Annotated in this window: 14 protein-coding genes; 5 read left to right on the top strand and 9 right to left on the bottom strand. The window is 71.0% G+C overall.

Annotation, left to right across the window (positions count from 1 at the left end; all coding sequences use genetic code 11):
- Window positions 1–41: 41 nt before the first annotated feature.
- From ABD810_RS09910 to ABD810_RS09890, 5 genes are all read right to left on the bottom strand, one after another.
- Window positions 42–932 (bottom strand): MurR/RpiR family transcriptional regulator, encoded by an 891-nt coding sequence (locus ABD810_RS09910; RefSeq protein ID WP_344937076.1) that lies wholly within the window; start codon window positions 930–932, stop codon window positions 42–44.
- Window positions 933–1,019: 87 nt separating this feature from the next.
- Window positions 1,020–1,946, bottom strand: a complete 927-nt coding sequence (locus ABD810_RS09905; protein WP_344937074.1) for an ABC transporter substrate-binding protein — start codon at window positions 1,944–1,946, stop codon at window positions 1,020–1,022.
- 87 nt (window positions 1,947–2,033) lie between these two features.
- Window positions 2,034–2,723 (bottom strand): ABC transporter permease, encoded by a 690-nt coding sequence (locus tag ABD810_RS09900; protein WP_344937072.1) that lies wholly within the window; start codon window positions 2,721–2,723, stop codon window positions 2,034–2,036.
- 4 nt (window positions 2,724–2,727) lie between these two features.
- Window positions 2,728–3,357, bottom strand: coding sequence for an ABC transporter permease (locus tag ABD810_RS09895; RefSeq protein ID WP_344937070.1), 630 nt, complete (start codon window positions 3,355–3,357; stop codon window positions 2,728–2,730).
- A complete protein-coding gene (locus ABD810_RS09890) occupies window positions 3,354–4,472 on the bottom strand; it encodes an ABC transporter ATP-binding protein (protein WP_344937068.1) in 1,119 nt (372 codons plus the stop codon). Before ABD810_RS09890 ends, ABD810_RS09895 begins: the two co-directional genes overlap by 4 nt.
- A 114-nt stretch (window positions 4,473–4,586) precedes the next feature.
- Between ABD810_RS09890 and ABD810_RS09885 the strand changes: the two genes are divergently transcribed.
- The gene (locus tag ABD810_RS09885) at window positions 4,587–6,131 is read left to right on the top strand and encodes an aromatic amino acid ammonia-lyase (RefSeq protein WP_344937066.1); all 1,545 of its coding nucleotides are present in this window, start codon (window positions 4,587–4,589) and stop codon (window positions 6,129–6,131) included.
- Between the two features lie 76 nt (window positions 6,132–6,207).
- Here ABD810_RS09885 and ABD810_RS09880 read toward each other — a convergent pair whose 3' ends face one another.
- Complete coding sequence (locus tag ABD810_RS09880; RefSeq protein ID WP_344937063.1) at window positions 6,208–7,020, bottom strand: HalD/BesD family halogenase; 813 nt, start codon at window positions 7,018–7,020, stop codon at window positions 6,208–6,210.
- A gap of 161 nt (window positions 7,021–7,181) precedes the next feature.
- On the opposite strand from ABD810_RS09880, the gene ABD810_RS09875 reads away from it, so the two are divergent.
- Entirely contained in the window at window positions 7,182–8,135 is a 954-nt protein-coding gene (locus ABD810_RS09875; RefSeq protein ID WP_344937061.1) for a LysR family transcriptional regulator, read from the top strand.
- Between the two features lie 37 nt (window positions 8,136–8,172).
- Window positions 8,173–8,490: an aromatic amino acid lyase gene (locus ABD810_RS09870; RefSeq protein ID WP_344937059.1), complete on the top strand. Its 318-nt coding sequence runs from the start codon at window positions 8,173–8,175 to the stop codon at window positions 8,488–8,490.
- An 89-nt stretch (window positions 8,491–8,579) separates the two neighbouring features.
- Here ABD810_RS09870 and ABD810_RS09865 read toward each other — a convergent pair whose 3' ends face one another.
- Window positions 8,580–11,567 (bottom strand): DUF7824 domain-containing protein, encoded by a 2,988-nt coding sequence (locus ABD810_RS09865; protein ID WP_344937056.1) that lies wholly within the window; start codon window positions 11,565–11,567, stop codon window positions 8,580–8,582.
- Window positions 11,564–12,913, bottom strand: coding sequence for an SWIM zinc finger family protein (locus ABD810_RS09860; RefSeq protein ID WP_344937054.1), 1,350 nt, complete (start codon window positions 12,911–12,913; stop codon window positions 11,564–11,566). The genes ABD810_RS09865 and ABD810_RS09860 overlap by 4 nt, the downstream gene beginning before the upstream one ends.
- A gap of 193 nt (window positions 12,914–13,106) precedes the next feature.
- On the opposite strand from ABD810_RS09860, the gene ABD810_RS09855 reads away from it, so the two are divergent.
- Complete coding sequence (locus tag ABD810_RS09855; RefSeq protein ID WP_344937052.1) at window positions 13,107–13,886, top strand: DUF72 domain-containing protein; 780 nt, start codon at window positions 13,107–13,109, stop codon at window positions 13,884–13,886.
- Window positions 13,887–14,756: 870 nt separating this feature from the next.
- Here the strand turns inward: ABD810_RS09855 and ABD810_RS09850 are convergent.
- On the bottom strand, window positions 14,757–15,131 hold the full coding sequence (locus ABD810_RS09850) for a hypothetical protein (protein WP_344937050.1): 375 nt from the start codon (window positions 15,129–15,131) through the stop codon (window positions 14,757–14,759).
- Window positions 15,132–15,239: 108 nt separating this feature from the next.
- Here ABD810_RS09850 and ABD810_RS09845 point away from each other — a divergent pair, with 108 nt between their 5' ends.
- Window positions 15,240–15,995 carry a GntR family transcriptional regulator gene (locus ABD810_RS09845; RefSeq protein WP_344937048.1) on the top strand — a complete coding sequence of 252 codons (756 nt, stop codon included), beginning with the start codon at window positions 15,240–15,242 and terminating at the stop codon, window positions 15,993–15,995.
- The last annotated feature ends 36 nt before the right edge of the window (window positions 15,996–16,031 follow it).

Genomic DNA, 16,031 nt, shown 5'->3' with positions numbered 1-16,031 from the left:
TCGGTGATCCAGATCCTCTTGTTCGACATGCTGTTCGCCGGTCATTCCGGCAGGAACAGCCGGCGTTCCGCGGCGCTGTTCTCGAACTCCTCGATCGACGCCTGTTCCCGCGTGGGCAGCGCGTAGAACATCGAGTGGACCAGCGCCACGCACAGCACGCTCGGCGCCGCCTGCGAGTCGAAGGCGAACTGCGAGCTGACGGGCGCCGTGAGCACGACGTCCGCGTGCTCTGCCAGCGCGCCGACGGAGTGGTCGGTGACCAGCACCACCCGCAGGCCGGCCCGCCTGGCCCAGACGAGCCCGTCCCTCAGCTCGCGGGGGTATCGGGGCAGACCGAACGCGAGCACCCATTCGGCCCCGGAGTCGGCGGCGCGGCTCAGCCCGTCCTCCAGCGTCGACCCTGGCGTGTCGATGACCCTCACATCAGGATGCGCCTTGGCCGCCAGGTAGCCGAACAGGTGGGCCAGCGGCGCGGACACCCGCAGCCCGATGACCGGGAGGGGCCGGGACGCCGCCAGGGCGGCGGCGGCCTCGTTCAGCCTGCGGGTGTCGCCGAGGGCGTCACGCAACAGCTCCAGGTTGCGCAGCTCGGAGTTGACCATGGCCTGGATGGGGTTGAGCTCCGTGGGCTCCGCGTACAGTGCCGGGCCGTCGCGCAACGCGGCCCGGAGGTGGTCGCGGAACTCCGGAAAGCCGGTGAACCCGAGGGCGAACGCGAAGCGCGTCACAGACGGCTGGCTGATCCCGACCGCCTCCGCGATGTCGATGCTGTTGAGGAACACCGCCTCGTGGGGGCGCTCCAGGAGGTAGCGCGCGATCCGCCGCTGGGAGGGCGACAGCCGATGGCCCTCGACGATCTCCCTGAGCCGGGCCGCGATCCGCGACGCCTCTTCGGAGGCGACCGCCACTCCGGGGTTGACTGGGTCACTCACCTGCTGCTCCGCTTCTGTCCTGGACGCACTGACCTGTGCCTCCGGCCTCGCCCTTGTACCACGGCCGTCGCGCGCCGGGTGGACCGGTCAGGAGACCAGGCCGGTGGACTTGAGCCACTCGTCGGCGACGTCCTCCGGGTCTTCCTTCTCGACGTCGGTCTTGTGGTTCATCTGGATCAGGGCCTCGGTCGTCAGCTTGGGGTTGAGCGCCTCGAAGGCCGCGGTGAGCTTGTCGTCGGCCTTCTGTTCCCGCACGACGGGCGCGATGTTCTCGTTCGGCTGCAGCCGCTGCGGGTCTTCCAGGCCCACCCAGTCGTTCGAGGAGATCTCGGCGTCGCTGCTGAAGATGTCGGCGACGTCGATGTCCCCCTTCTTCAGCGCCGTCTTGGTGAGCGGACCGCCCGCGTCGAGCGCCCTGAACGCCTTGAACTCCGCGCCGTAGACGTCCTTCAGGCCGACGATCCCGACCCTGCGTGTCTTGTCCTCCGGGGGGCCGCCGTAAACAAGCTTGCCGTTGGCCTTCTTGAGGTCCTCGAGCGACTTCAGGCCGTACTTGGCGGCGGTGGCCCGGGTCACCATCCAGATCGTCTTGTCCTCGGCCGGCGCGAAGGGGAGCAGCTTGAGCCCGGCGGGCAACTTGCCCTTCAGCTCGGCCGCCTGCGCGGCGCCGTCGGCCGCCTTGCTCTCCTTGTCGAGGTAGAGCAGCAGCGATCCCTGGTACTCCGGCAGCAGGTCGATGTCACCGTTCTGGAGCGCGGGGAAGATCACCTCGCGCGAGCCGAGGTTGGGCTTGACGGTGACTTCGTATCCCTTGCTCTTCAGGTAACCCGCGTAGACGTAGCCGAGTGTGACGTTCTCCGTGAAGTTGGCCGTGCCGATCACGATGGTGCCGCCGGAGGAGCCGGTCGAACCGGCCCTGCCGGACGGTTCCGCCAGAGTGGTGGTGCCGCCGCCGCAGGCGGTGACGGTCAGCGCGAGGGCCGCGAGACCCGCGATGGTGCTCAATTTACGCATCGTTCTGTTCCTTCGTGGAGCCTTGAGTGGGGGTTGGTGACGGTGGAGCGGGGATGGGCGTGGGCTGCCGGAGGTTCGTACGCGCGCTCAGCCGCCCGCCGAGGCCTGCGCCCGCCGCAGGCGCAGGCCCCGCGGGAGCAGGACACGCTGGAGCGCGGCGAGGAGGAGGTCGGTGACGACGGCGAGGACGGCCACGGCGACCGCGCCGGCGAGGACCTGCGGGAGGTCGCGCTGCGCGAGGCCGTCGAAAAGGTAGCGGCCGAGGCCGCCGAAGCTGACGTACGCCGCGATCGTGGCGGTGGCGACGACCTGTACGGCGGCCAGCCGGATACCGGTGAGGATGAGCGGCAGCGCGACCGGCGCCTCGACCTTCCAGAGCCGCTGCCAGCCGGTCATCCCCATGCCGCGGGCGGCGTCCCTGAGATCGGGCTCGACTCCGGCCATGCCGGCGTAGGCGTTGGTCACGATCGCGGGCACGGCGAGCACCACCAGGGCGATGTACACCGGCCAGATCGACAGGCCGCTCACCAGGAAGACCAGGGTGACCAGGCCGACGGTGGGCAGGGCACGCCCGAAGCCGCTGAGGTTGATCGCCAGGAACGCTCCCCGGCCGGTGTGGCCGATGAACAGCCCGATGGGAAGCCCGATCAGCGCGGCCACGACGGTGGAGAGCACGGAGTACTCCAGATGCTCCAGGAGCCGGACCGGGAGCCCGTCCTCCCCCGACCAGTGCGTCGCCTGCGTGAACCACTCGGCGATCTGCTGCAGAAGGCCCATGGCCTTACCTCCGGGTCCACGGTGTGAGGGCGCGCTGGACGCCCACGAGCAGGACGTCGGCGACCAGGGCGAGCAGGAGGGTGAGCGCGATGCCCGCCACGATGGGTTCGGGGAAGTTGCGCTGGAATCCGTCGATGAAGAGCTGTCCCAGCGCCCCCTGGCCGATGAACCCGGCGACGCTGACGAGGCTGATCGTCATGACCGTCGCGATGCGCACGCCGGCCATGACGACCGGGAGCGCGAGGGGCAGTTCGACCGCGAGCAGCACGTGCGTCCGCCCGTAGCCCATCGCCCTGGCCGCCTCGCTGATGTGCGGGGGCACGGAGCTGAGCCCTTCGATGGTGTTCCGTACCAGCACGACCAGCGTGTAGACGGTGAGCCCGATGACGGCCGTGGTCATGCTGAGGCCGGTGAACGGCAGCAGCAGGATGAAGAGGGCAAGCGAGGGAATGGTGAAGAGCACGCCGGTCAGCGCGAGCACCGGCCCCCGTACCCGGCCGACCCGATGGGCCAGGATGGCGAGCGGGACGGCGATGAGGATGCCCAGCCCGACCGCGAGCACCGTCATCTGCAGGTGCAGCAGGGTGAGGGACGCGAGGTCGTCGGCGTGACCGGGGAACCAGGACCACCTCACGACGCCATCACCCCGTCCCGGTAGCGCGACGCCGCGTCGATGACATCCCTCTCGGTCGAGGCTCCGGCGACCCGGCCCTGATCGTCCACCCGGACGACCAGGCCGCACGGCGAGGCCACCACGGCGTCGAGCGCGGCCAGGAGCGAGTCGGCGCCACCCACCGCGGCGGCGGCCACGAGGACGTGGCCGGCGACACTTCCCTCCGTACCGTCCAGGCCGTCGGTGTCGAGCCATCCGCGGGGCGCGCCGTCCTCCCTGACCGCGAGAAGCCACCGGTCACCGGCACGGGCGGCGGTCGCCAGGGCCTCGGCCACGGAGACGCGCTGCTCCACGGTGGCCACCGGAATTGTGGGCACCTCGGAGAGCGAGGTCAGTGACAGCAGCTTCAGCCCGCGCTGGGCGCCGAGGAAACCTGCCACGAACTCGTCGGCCGGGCGGGCCAGCAGCTCGGCGGGCGGCGCGAACTGCACGAGGCGCCCGCCGGTTCGGAACACAGCGATCCGGTCGCCCAGTCGCACCGCCTCGTCGATGTCGTGCGTGACGAACACGATGGTCTTGCGCAGCTCGGACTGCAGGCGCAGCAGTTCGTCCTGCAGGAGGGTCCGGACCACGGGGTCGACCGCGCCGAACGGCTCGTCCATGAGCAGGACGGGCGGGTCGGCGGCGAGTGCCCGGGCGACGCCGACGCGCTGCTGCTGGCCGCCGGAGAGCTGATGCGGGTAGCGGTCGGCCATGCTCTCGGGCAGGCCGACCGTCTCCATGAGCTCGGCGGCGCGGGCCCTGGCCTTCTTCTTGTCCCAGCCGAGTAGTCGTGGAACGGTGGCGACGTTGTCCAGCACGGTCTTGTGCGGAAATAGCCCGCTCTGCTGGATGACGTAGCCGATGCCGCGGCGCAGGGTGTTCTCGTCGAGGTCGGCGATGTTCCTGCCGCCGACGGTGACCGTGCCGGACGAGGCCTCGATCATCCGGTTGATCATTCGAAGCGTCGTGGTCTTCCCGCAGCCCGACGATCCGACCAGCACCGTGATCCGGCCCTCCGGGATGACCATGTCGAGGGTGTCCACCGCCGTCGTGCCGTCTGGATAGACCTTGCTGACCGCATCGAATCTGATCACGGGTTTCACCCCTTGCCTCGAATGCATAGTTTCATGCAGGATTGTTCCTGCATAAGTTCATGTCAACTGGTAGGCCCGAAATCCCGAGTAAAGTGTGTGTTAAGGGGCTCTTTGATGGCGTCACGGATGATCACCCTGGACGGGACCCGAACCCGTCCGGCCGACATCACCGACATCGCACGTGCCGGTGCCGCCGTCCCCCCTGTTCGCACCGCTCCAGCGGCTGCTTCCCCGCTCCCGGCGCTGTCGCTTCCAGCGGCTGTTCCTCCCACCGCCCCCCTTGCCGTCTCCCTGGCCGCCGAGGGCCTGGACCGGGCCGCCGCCGCATACAAGGCGGCCAAGGAGATCGTGATGCGGCGCCCCGTCTACGGGCGCAACACAGGGGTGGGCGCCAACCGCGGTGAGGGCGTCGCGGAGGCCGACAGCGACACCCACGGCCTGCGCCTGCTGCGAAGCCACGCGGGCGGCATCGGCCCCCTCGTGCCCGCCACCCAGGTCCGTGCGATGCTCGCGGTGCGGGCGAACCAGATCCTGGCCGGCGGCGCAGGGCTGCAACCGGCCTTCGCCGAGGTGCTCGCCCACGCGCTCAACTCCGGGCACCTGCCGGAGGTCCACGAGATCGGGGCCATCGGCACCGGCGACCTGACCGCGCTCGCGGAGGCCGGGCTCACCCTCATCGGCGAGCGACCGTGGACCGGCGGGCAGGGATCGCCGCCCGCGCCGATCACGCTGGAGACCGGCGACGCGCTCGCCTTCTGCAGCAGCAGCGCCCTCACGATCGGGCAGGCCGCGCTCGGCTGGTCGGACATCACGGCCCTGCTGCGGGCGACCCAGGTGATCACGGCCCTGTCACTGCTCGCGGTGGACGGCGGCACCGAGCCGTACGACGAGCAGGTGCACGCCGGGCGCCCCCACCCTGGCAACATCGCGGTGGGGGCCGAGATGCGGCGGCTGCTCGGCGGGCCGCGGCACGCGACGGCACGGGTCCAGGATCCGTTCGGCTACCGCTGCTTCCCCCAGGTGCACGGCCCGGCCGTCGAGGCCGCCGCGGCGCTGGAACGCGTCCTCGACATCGAGATCAACTCGGCGTCGGAGAACCCGCTCGTCTCGGCCGCGCACGGCACCGTCCACCACCACGGCGGATTCCACCAGGCGACGCTCGGGCTCGGGCTCGACCACCTGCGGGTCGCGCTGCTCCACACCGCGCACCTGTCGACCGCCCGGCTCGCCACGCTGGTGGAGCCGGCGTTCACCGGCCTGCGCCCCTTCCTCGCCGAGGGCGCCTCCGCCAGTTCGGGCGTGATGATCCTCGAATACTCCGCCAACTCCGCGCTGGCCCAGCTCCGCAACGCCGCCTACCCGGCCGCGCTCGGCCACGCCGTTCTCTCCCGGGGCGTGGAGGAGCACGCGAGCTTCGCCTCCCAGTCGGCGCGGCAGACACTCCAGGCGGCCACGGCCTACCGGCTGGTCCTCGCGTGCGAGCTCGTCGCGGTGGTGCGGGCGCTGCGACAGCGCGGCATCACCCCCGACCCCAAGGCGCCCGTCGGCACGGCCTTCGCCAAGGTGGCACCGTACCTCGACCCCCGAGCCGAGGACCGCTCCCTGAGCCCGGACGTCGAGACCGCCACCACACTTCTCGACGTCCTCGCCGACATTTGAGTGCCCGCCGGCGAGGTCGGTCCAGAGCAGGACGGATTCGCCGACGATCTCTCGACAAGCCCGGGTGCCGTGCGGATCAGGCGGTTCTGCCGTAGAAGAGTTTCTGGGTCAGGTCGTTGAGCTTGCGGCCGGGCTTCTCGGCGTACGCGAGGACGGCGTTCACCCGGGTCCTGCCGCCCTTCACCGGCGTGACGCGGTGCATGGAGTAGTGCCCCCGGAAGAGGCTGAGCGTGCCCGGCTCGTTGACCAGGGTGATCACGCCGTCCCGCGAGCCGGTGAGGCGCTCTCGCACGCCCTCGTGGTTCTCGTCCTGCTCCGTGCGAAGGTTCGGGAAGAACTCGAACTCGCCGCCGTGCCGCGCGCCCTGCAACATGAGCGTGACGACGAAGTGGGCGCGGTCGAAGTGCCAGCCGAGCTCGTCGCCCTCCTCGAACAGCATCAGCGAGCACGCCCCGAGCGGGTCCTCGTCGCGGTGGCAGGCCGGGAGCCCGAACGCCTCTCCGACGAACGTGGTCAGCGCGTCCCACTCGTAGGCGATCCGCACCGGGGAATCCGGGTCGATCCGGTCCCAGGCGATGGCGTTCTTGGAGGAGTGCTGGAGCAGGGCGTGCTCCGGGCGGGTCTCGTCGATCGCCTCGAAGTAGACGTTGTGCACATCGTCGGTCCGGTAGGCGATGTCGCGCTTGCCGGTCGCCTCGGTGACGAGCCGGTCGACCGCCTCCTGCCGAAGGAAGCCGGGAAGCTGGCAGGCACCCCGCGCCCGAAGGTCCGCGCGAATGGCGTCGAGCATCGCCCGGCCTTCGGAGCCGTCGAGACGGTCGATCGGGTAGCGGTCCAGGTCGATGATGCCGGCGGGGGTGAGCACGTTCGCGGTGGCGGCGGGGGTCACGGCGTTCCTCCTTCGTGGGCGTGCGGGCACGACCCTGAATGTGGGTGTCCTGGCACGGCCCTGAAACTCAGGGCTTACCTGGCACGACTGTGAACGACCACCGTCTATTACGACAAATCCAGCTATTTCTAGGTTTCATAAGCGAATGACATAGTTGCACCATGTCGTCATGGAGCCGCATCGAGCTGCGCTACCTCAGCGCGCTGGCCGCCGTCGCGCGGGAGCGGTCGTTCAGCCGTGCCGCCGAGACGCTCGGCTACACGCAGTCCGCGGTGAGCCAGCAGATCGCCCGGCTGGAACGGATCGTCGGGCAACAGCTCGTCGAACGACCCGGCGGGCCGCGGCCGGTCTCTCTCACGGCCGCCGGCGAGCTCCTGGCGCGGCACGCCGAGTCCATCGTCGCCCGTCTTGCCAGCGCCGCCGCCGACATCGACGCGCTCGCCGAGGGACGCTCCGGCGTGCTGCGGGTCGGCTGCTTCCAGAGCGTCGGCGTGCGGATCCTGCCCAAGGTGCTGCGGCGGTTCTCGGCCGCCTGGCCACAGGTCGAGGTACGGCTCACCGAACTGCCGGACGACGGCGGCCTGCTGGCCCAGGTGGAGCACGGCGACCTGGACCTGACTTTCATGACGTTCCCGCTGGTCCCTGGGCCGTTCGAGGCGGTCGAGCTGCTCGACGACCCATACGTCCTGGTCATGCGCGCCGGCTCCGAGCCTGCCGGCCGGTCCTCTCCCCTGCCACTCCAGCTGCTCACCGGACTGCCGTTGATGACGTACAGCCCGCTTCGGGAGGCGAACCTGGTCGAGAACCGGCTCGGCCGGCCCGACCTCCGGGACCAGATCGTGTTCAGGTCGAACGACAACGGCACCCTGCTCGGCCTAGCGGCCGAAGGGGTGGGCGCGGCGCTGATGCCCTCGCTGTCGGTCGACCCTGAGCGACCGGGCATCAGCGTCCTGGACCTTGACGGCGTGCCACCTCGCGTCGTCGGTGTCGCCTGGCACCGCGACCGCTACCGGATCCCCGCCGCCGACGCCTTCGTCGGCTTCTGCCACGCCGTCGCGGCAGAGGAGCGGCACGCGCGGACCCCCGCGGGCGGCTCACGGCCGCCCCACGCGTAGCGGCAGACGGCGACCAGATGCTGAGAAGTCCCGGCCGGTGTGCAACACGGCGTACCCGGCCGCGCTGGGCCATGCCGTCCTTTCCCGTGGCGTGGAGGAGCACGCGAGCTTCGCCTCCCAGTCGGCCCGGCAGACCCTGCAGGCGGCGACCTCCTACCGTCTGGTGCTGGCCTGCGAACTGGTGGCGGTCGTACGGGCGCTCCGCCAGCGGGGCCTCACGCCCGCCCCCTCCTCCCCCGTCGGCGCGGCCTTCGCCCAGGCGGCCGCACTGCTCGACCCCCGCGACGAGGACCGCCCGCTGACGGACGACGTCCACACCGCCGCTGCCCTCCTGGACACCCTCGCCGCGACCTGACCGGCCTCGACGTCCACACCGCCGCCGCCCTCTTGGCCAACCCTCGCCGCGATCGACCGGCCTCATGGTCCCCGGGCGGGAACGAAGGGTCAGGAGCGCGTGAGGTGGTCGTGCAGGCGGCCGCATTCCCGGGCGAACATGCTGGTGGTCCTGCGACCGGCGACCGCCGCGACCTCGGGGATGGCGCCCCGGACGCCGGCCCGGGCCGCGACCGTGGTGGCCAGCTCGACGAGCTTGACCAGGCCGCCGCGCGCATGTTCCCCGTCCCGGGGAAGCAGGGCGGGGAGCAGCGTTCGCAGGACCTGCCAGACCTGCTGGTGCGCTCCCCGATCGGCGGCCTCGGCGAGCGCGTTCACGACATGCTGCCGCTTGAGCCACGTCCACCTGACGAGCAGCCCGAGCTGGACGCCCAGCGTGGACGCCGGGAGATCGCCGCGCGCCGCCATCGTCAGGAAGACCGACACCGCGTCGCCGGGCTTCTTCTGCGCCAGGAAGTACGCCAGCACGAGCGCGGTCGCCTCCCCCGCCGGACCGTCGGCCGCGGCGAGCATGGCGGCGTGGCCGGGATAGACGCCGGGCCGGTTCCACTGGTACAGCAGGTGCGGCAGCAGGTTGACGGCCACCACCTCGCGGTGTGACGGCAGGATCGACGGCCACCAGCCCATGTGACCGCCGTGGTCGTCCCAGCTCCACTTCGCCGGTTCACGGAGCAGCTCGTCGATCAGGTGCAGTCCGGTCGGTGCGGCCTTCAGCCGCGGGACCAGACTTACCTGGCCGACCTGGGCGGGCGGGCGCTCGTCGATGTAGTGCTCTTTCATGCCTTCGCTGTAACTCCAGCGGACCCCGGCTTCCGGATCCGGCAGGCCCCCGTCGGCCAGCCACCGGGCCGCCGTGCGACCCGCCTCGGAGGTCAGCCGCTCCGCCCGGGCCGCCGCCTCGGGGTGAGCCCCGCGCGGCAGGCGCAGCAGCGCTTGCTGCAGGTCGGCGGGGAGGGGCACCGCGTGCGCCGCCTCGCACTCCTCCAGCCGGGAGACCAGGACGTCCGGGTCGAGCGTCCCGGTGGAGAGCGTGGGTGTGGCCAGCAGGACCGGTGGCAGCGTCCCGGATTTCAGCGCGTCCAGGATCTCCGCGCACCTGCGCAGCAGGAACAGGTGCGGAGGCGACACCTTCCGGGGGCTCGGCAGCCGGTCTCGTGGTGCCTCGGGGACCGGCCGGGGCTTGCGGGAGCGGAACGGCGAGGCGTACCCCGTCCAGGAGAAGGACACCAGGCGGGTCTCCTCGGTGTCGTACTCGGCCGGCGGATCGCCCGCGCGCGCGGCGTGCGCGGACGTCATATTACCGGCCTGTTCGAGCCCGCCGAAGATCTGCCCATGAAGCCCGGCGGGCAGGACGGCGGACGTGAAGCCCTCGTCGTCCTCCTCCACGATCTTCTCTTCGCCGTCTCCTTGGTTCCCCTCGGCGTTGCGGGCCATCGCGGCGAAGAGGACCGCCGCCGATGAACGTCTTCCCTCGTGGTACGGCTCGGGTCGCTCGACCGGGACTCCGGGGTCGGTTCCCGGCGTGATCAGCTCTCTGGCCATCGCCGCACGCCAGTAGTCGACGCTGGTCCACGTGCGCATGTCGTACAGCTGGGAGTAACTGGAGCCGAACGCCGCGCCGAGCGCGACACGCAGGCCCCGCACGTCCTGTCCGGCGAGACGGACGAAGCCGGCCAGCCATCGTTCGCCGTCCTGCCATTCCCAGGATGTCCAGCCGAGTGCCTCCATCGCGGCGGGGGTGGCCGGGACGGCCGCGAACGCGCCGACCGCCGGTGGCGCGGGGAGAGGCGGGGGGATGTAGGGCGGGGTGGTGGCCGGGACGGCCGCCGCACCGCCGAAGACCGTGACAAGCCGCTCGCCCAGCGCTGGGGGCAGCGCCGGGACGGCATCCCTGATCGTCTCGGCTCCCAGCGGGCTGAAACGGCCGGCGTGCTTGAGCGCCAGCATGGCGGCCCTGTGCTGAACGTCGTAGGACTCGTGGTGGAAGGCGGTGACCAGCGCGGGCGCCAGGTCGTCGGCCTGCTCCGGCGCCTGCCGCGCGGTCTGGTCGAACCAGGTCAGGCCCGCCCGCACCAGCGTGGCCTCGGCACGGAACAGCAGCCCTTCGAGCGCCTCGGCCACCTCGGCGGGATTGTGGGCTTCCAGCCGCCGAACATGGCGCAGGGCGAGTTCGGCGACCGGCCCCGGCGCGGCGGGCAGCAGCCGCAGGTAGTCGCGGCGCCGCGCCTTCACCTCGGCCGCGGACGGCTCTAGCAGCCCGTGGAGGCGGACGAAGAACCGGAGGTCCTGTGCGTTCCCCCCACGCAGGAAACGGCCCAAGCAACCGTCGAGCAGCGACGCCCGGCCGACCGCACCGGACTCCGACAGCTCCCGCATCGTGCGCAACCAGGGCGAGATCGGGTCGGTCCGCTCGTGCTGCAACGCCCTGCCGACGCCCTCGGCCTCGAAGATCCGCGGTAACAGTGCCGGCAGCAGCGGGTCGGGATCGGAGCCCACCCCGGCCGACACCCAGGCCACCACCAAAGGGTCGTGCTGAGGCGGCTCCACCCCGGTGTGCCGCAGCATCGCCAGCGCGAGAGGGACCCCGGCGTCGCGAGGTCCGCGAAGTTTGACGGCGAGCCGTTCGGCGAGCTCGGCCTGCCACTGCGCGGGGCGGTGGGCGAGGAGCCGGACGACCGGCGCGGGGTCGCCGAACCCGGGGCGGCGGGCGAAGATCCGCCAGGTCGTGAGATCGCGGCGGGTCACCCACGAGGCCACCGCGGTGACGGCGCTCAGCGTCCCGGCGCCGGCCAGCCGCATCAGATCGGCCCAATCCTGCCAAGGCTCGTGCTCAGGCTCGTGCCGGCCGCGCCGCCTGCGCTCCTCTCTCCATCGTTGCTGCTGGAGGGTCTCGGCGCGGGCACGCAGGAAGGGAATGTGGCCGCGCAGCTCCCCGGCGACGAGCTTCCGCTCATGGTCGTCCAACTCGACGAGCCGGTCGATCAGCTTGCCGGCGTCCCCGGCGTCGATGAGGACGCGGATCTCGTCCCAGGCGGTCATCGCAGGGCTCCTTCGGTGTCGTGTACGGCGATGCGGGCGGCCAGCACGTGCTTGCAGGGGCCCCGGGACCCTCGGCGATCGAACCACCAGGGACAGGTGCACGAGCCGGTCTCCAACCCGACCTCGTAGACCCCGCCACCGGTGGTCACCCGCGCCGTGCCGGAACCGGCGAGCCGTACGGAACCGGCGGCCACCAGCGCCCGGGCGGCGGCCAGGCGCGGGTTGAGGGTCTCGACGTGCTCGCGGTCGTAGGGCAGCTCGCGGTGGAAGTGGCCCGCCTCGGCCAGGTCGTACCCGACCTTGCCGGCCGTGCCGAGCTGGGTCAGCGCTGCCCTGACCCGGGCGGGGGTCAGCCCCGACCGGTCGGCCAGCAGGCCTGTCTCCACGGTGGGCTCGAAGTTGAGCAGCATGCCGATCACGTCCGCGTCCGCCTCGGCGTCGTCGCCGGACAGATCGGCCAGCACCGCGCCCTCGCCGGAGAAACCCCGCCAGGCCTGCGGCGACAGGACCAAGGTGTACCGCATGCCCGGCAGTTCGAGCTCCCACGCGCTGGAGACGACCTGATCCTGTACGGCGGGGCCGTACACGCGCAGCTTGGTGGCGAAGCGCAACAGCGGGTGCAGCGTGGCCAGCCGCCCGACACCGGCCAGGCACACCGCGCCTCGCGCCGGGGCCGTGGTCACCCGCAGCTCACGGCCCGACGGCACCACCCAGACGCCGGCCGTGGCCTTCTTGGGCAGGCCGCGCAGGAAGCGGACGGCCGCCATGCCGGCCGGCTCGGCGCGCAGGTCGAACCCGGACGCGATCACCTGGACCTCGGCGAACCCGCGCAGCCACCGCTCGGGCAGCGGCACCTTCTTCTCCACCACCGCGCCGTTGAGCGTGGTGACGGCCAGCTCGTCGGCGCCTACGCCGAGGTGCAGCGGGTCACGTCCGCCGACACGGGCCAGCGCCTCGCGTAGCGGGCCGTTGACGTCGACGTTGGTCGCGCCCCGGTCGAACACCTCGCCGTCGAGCGCCGCTCCGAGCAGGTCGAGCCGGGCGTACACGCCGCCGCAGGCGGAGAACGACTCCAACCGCAGCCGCTCACCGTCGCAGGTGATCACCGGATCGCGCGTCCGGCCGCTTCCCGCCGCGCGCGGCTGGTGGTAGCGCGCCAGCGCCACATCGGCCACGGCCAGCAGCGCCGCCGCGGCCGGAGCCGCCTGGGTGACCACCCCGCTGAAGAACCTGGGGCGGCCGGCCAGCCCCGTGGCCGTCCGCCCGCCCGAGGTCGCCAACCCCAGTCGATCCCCCACCAGCGTGGAGGGCCCGGCGTAGGAATACGCCTGTACCGTGTTCGTCATGGCACGGACGCTAGAGATCCACACCGACAAAGCCGTGGACCGTCGGAGTCCCCCCGGCCTGTCCGGGAACACGCGCCAGGCGAGAGGGCCGGTCAACCGCTCGGCTCGCGGTACCGACGTGTGAGAAAGGCAGCATGACCGGCACCCCGCCGGGCATGGCCCTTGGGGAGCGGAGTCGAGGGGCGGAGCTCTCATGTTGCTCGTTGGGACGTCGGGCTGGCAGTACCTCCACTGGCGGGACGTGCTCTACCCGGCCGGGCTGCCGCAGAGGCTGTGGCTGGAGCGGTACGCCGAGTGCTTCGACACGGTCGAGAACAACAACGCCTTCTACCGGCTGCCACCCCGCGAGACCTTCGAGAGCTGGCGCGAGCGGACGCCGGACGGCTTCGTCATGGCGGTCAAGGCGAGCCGTTTCCTGACCCACATCAAGCGGCTCAAGGAACCTGAGGAGCCGGTCCAGCGGTTGATGGCCGCCGCCGAAGGTCTCGGTCCCAAGCTCGGGCCCATCCTGATCCAGCTCCCGCCGAACCTGCGGGCGGAGCCTGAGCGGCTCGACGCGTGCCTGCGGTGTTTTCCCCGCCACGTGCGGGTCGCCGTCGAGCCGCGGCACCCCTCCTGGTGGACCGACACCGTCCGGCAGGTGCTGGAGTCGCATGGCGCCTCCCTGTGCTGGGCCGACGTCCTCGGCCGGCCGCGCACCCCCTTGTGGCGGACCACAGGTTGGGGGTACATGCGATTCCACCAGGGGCGCGCCCGGCCCTGGCCGATGTACGGCGACACCTCGCTGCGGTCCTGGCTGCACCGCATCGGCGAGGAATGGGACCGCGACGACGACGTGTACGTCTACTTCAACAACGACCCCGGCGGCGCCGCCATCCACAACGCCGTACGCTTCGCCGAACTCGCCCGCGCGGAGGGCCGGCCAGTGAGCCGGACACCGACAGACCTGCCCGAACCCGAGGATCCGGCCTGACCCTGATTCTCGGGTTGTGCGGTATCCGGCCCGTGGTCATGGTCCTCGCCTAGGCTCGGACTGTCAGGCGTGGGCGGCCTGTTGAGACGCGGATTACTACCGAAGCATTGAAAATGGCCGATGCTTGACATGATCGAGGCGGTGCTGAGTTCAGGCCATCCCGATCGCGTTTCCATGAACGAACTTGCCACGCTGGTGCCCGAACCGATGCGCGCACGAGTTCACCGGCTCCTTGGTCCCCAGCCCAGCCCCCGGATCGCGCGGCTGCCACGGTGGACCCGGCAGGAAGCGGAAGCGCTGACATCTCCCGGCACACCGGTTCCGCAACTCCGGGAGATGGACGACGGCACTTCACAAAGAGCCCTGGTCCAACCCCAAAGCAGACCGCCGCCCGCCGGAACGATCAACCTTGTCCCGGTACGAGCACGGCCGACCGTACGAGGGCGTCATCGGCACCGGCCGCGCAGGCAGGGGTACGCGGGGCGCGAGCCCCGGCCGCGCGGGCAAGGCTTCCCGGGGCACGAGCGCCGTTGGTGGCCGTGGGCGACGCGCCCATGCGGACCGCTCGGCCTGGAGCACAAGGTCGCGCCGCTCGGCCTCACGCATGAGGTCGCCCACCTCGGCCTCCCGCATGCGGTCGCGCAACTCGTCGGCGGTGCCGGCCTGAACCATCAGGGGCTCGCACGCGGCCCAGACCGCGGCGGCATAGAAACGACGCGCACCGAGCCCATACCAGACGGCCCAGGCGGGCTCCATCTGGTCCAACTGCCGCGCGGCGGCCCGCTCGGCCGGATCCCAGCACCTCGGGCGAACGCGAATCACGGTCCCGCTCCGCCGGTGCCGTCGCGCTGTCCCGTCCTGGTATCGCGATCAGTCATGCGAAGCCCGTCTCGGGGGGAGAAGAACCCAGGCGATGTGTCCTTGGCCCGCGATCTGCTTGCTGCCGAACTCGGCGACTTCCTGGGAGAGGTCGGCCCATGAGGTACGGGCGGTGCCATCAGAGGCTGGAGCGCCCGGATCACGAATCTCGATGACGAGATTCGTCGCCAAGGGAATGACACGAAGGTGCAGTTTCTCCGATGCGGGGGTGTGCCGTATGGCGTCGGCCATCAATTCTCTCGTGATCCGTACGGCGAGTTCTGCCTGGTCAGGCTGGACACTGCCGATGATGGCGCTCATCCAGGCGCACGCGGCGTCAACAGCCGCCGGTTCACCGGGCAATGACTGCTGGAACGGCTCGATCACGAGACTACCGCCATGCTTCCTAGGCAGATTGATAGCTTCATGCACAGCTTGCAACCTGCATAGGCAACCCGTCAAGCTACTCGGGTGGATCACGAAACCGATCGGCCTGTGTACGTGCGCATCGCCGACGCGCTAAGGGCTCGCATCCTTTCCGGCGAGCTCACCGAGGGAGATCGGCTGCCTTCGTCGCCCGAGATCGCCAAGGTGTACGGAGTGGCGCGCAACACGGCATCCGACGCCTTGGGCCTGCTGGTCACCGAGGGGTTGGCGGTCGCACGTCCGGGGTCGGGTACCTACGTCCGCGCCCGGCCACAGCGACGCCGACTCGTGCGCAACTGGCACCGGAACGCGGTGGGCGGCAGTCCGTTCGCCCAGTCGATGACGGACTACGCGCAACGCGGGTCGTGGGACTACGAAAGCCGCACCTCTCGCGCCTCGGTCGACGTACGCGAACGCCTTGCGCTGCCCACGCCGCAGAACGACGAGCCGGACGTGATGTTCACCAAGTATGTGTTCCGTGGTGACGGTGAACCCGTGCAGCTCAGTAGCAGCTGGGAGCCGCTGGCGTTGACACGCGGTACACCGATCGTGCTGCCTGAAGACGGCCCCCACGCCGGCCGTGGAGTGGTGGAACGCATGCGGCAGATAGGGGTGAACATCACGCACGCGGCCGAGGTGGTCTCGGCTCGTCAGGTGCTCGCCGAGGAGGCCTCAGCGCTCGACATCGCACCAGGGGCGATCGTGCTCACCATCGAGCGCACGTACTACGCCGACGCGCGCCCGGTCGAGACCGCCGACATCGTGATCCCCGTCGACCGGCACCAGGTGGTGTACGGCACCTCGATCTGGGACAACCCCCAATAAGTGGCATGCACGCTGCCGAGCGTGTTTCACCTACGC

Origin of the sequence: Sphaerisporangium flaviroseum, assembly GCF_039537005.1 — a bacterium.
GTDB lineage: Bacteria > Actinomycetota > Actinomycetes > Streptosporangiales > Streptosporangiaceae > Sphaerisporangium > Sphaerisporangium flaviroseum.
This window is presented reverse-complemented; position numbering and strand designations above follow the sequence as displayed.

Coding starts and splice junctions, on each gene's coding strand:
- ABD810_RS09905 (WP_344937074.1), bottom strand. CDS start 1,946: ATGCGTAAATTGAGCACCATCGCGGGTCTCGCGGCCCTCGCGCTGACC.
- ABD810_RS09900 (WP_344937072.1), bottom strand. CDS start 2,723: ATGGGCCTTCTGCAGCAGATCGCCGAGTGGTTCACGCAGGCGACGCAC.
- ABD810_RS09885 (WP_344937066.1), top strand. CDS start 4,587: ATGGCGTCACGGATGATCACCCTGGACGGGACCCGAACCCGTCCGGCC.
- ABD810_RS09875 (WP_344937061.1), top strand. CDS start 7,182: ATGTCGTCATGGAGCCGCATCGAGCTGCGCTACCTCAGCGCGCTGGCC.
- ABD810_RS09865 (WP_344937056.1), bottom strand. CDS start 11,567: ATGACCGCCTGGGACGAGATCCGCGTCCTCATCGACGCCGGGGACGCC.
- ABD810_RS09860 (WP_344937054.1), bottom strand. CDS start 12,913: ATGACGAACACGGTACAGGCGTATTCCTACGCCGGGCCCTCCACGCTG.
- ABD810_RS09855 (WP_344937052.1), top strand. CDS start 13,107: ATGTTGCTCGTTGGGACGTCGGGCTGGCAGTACCTCCACTGGCGGGAC.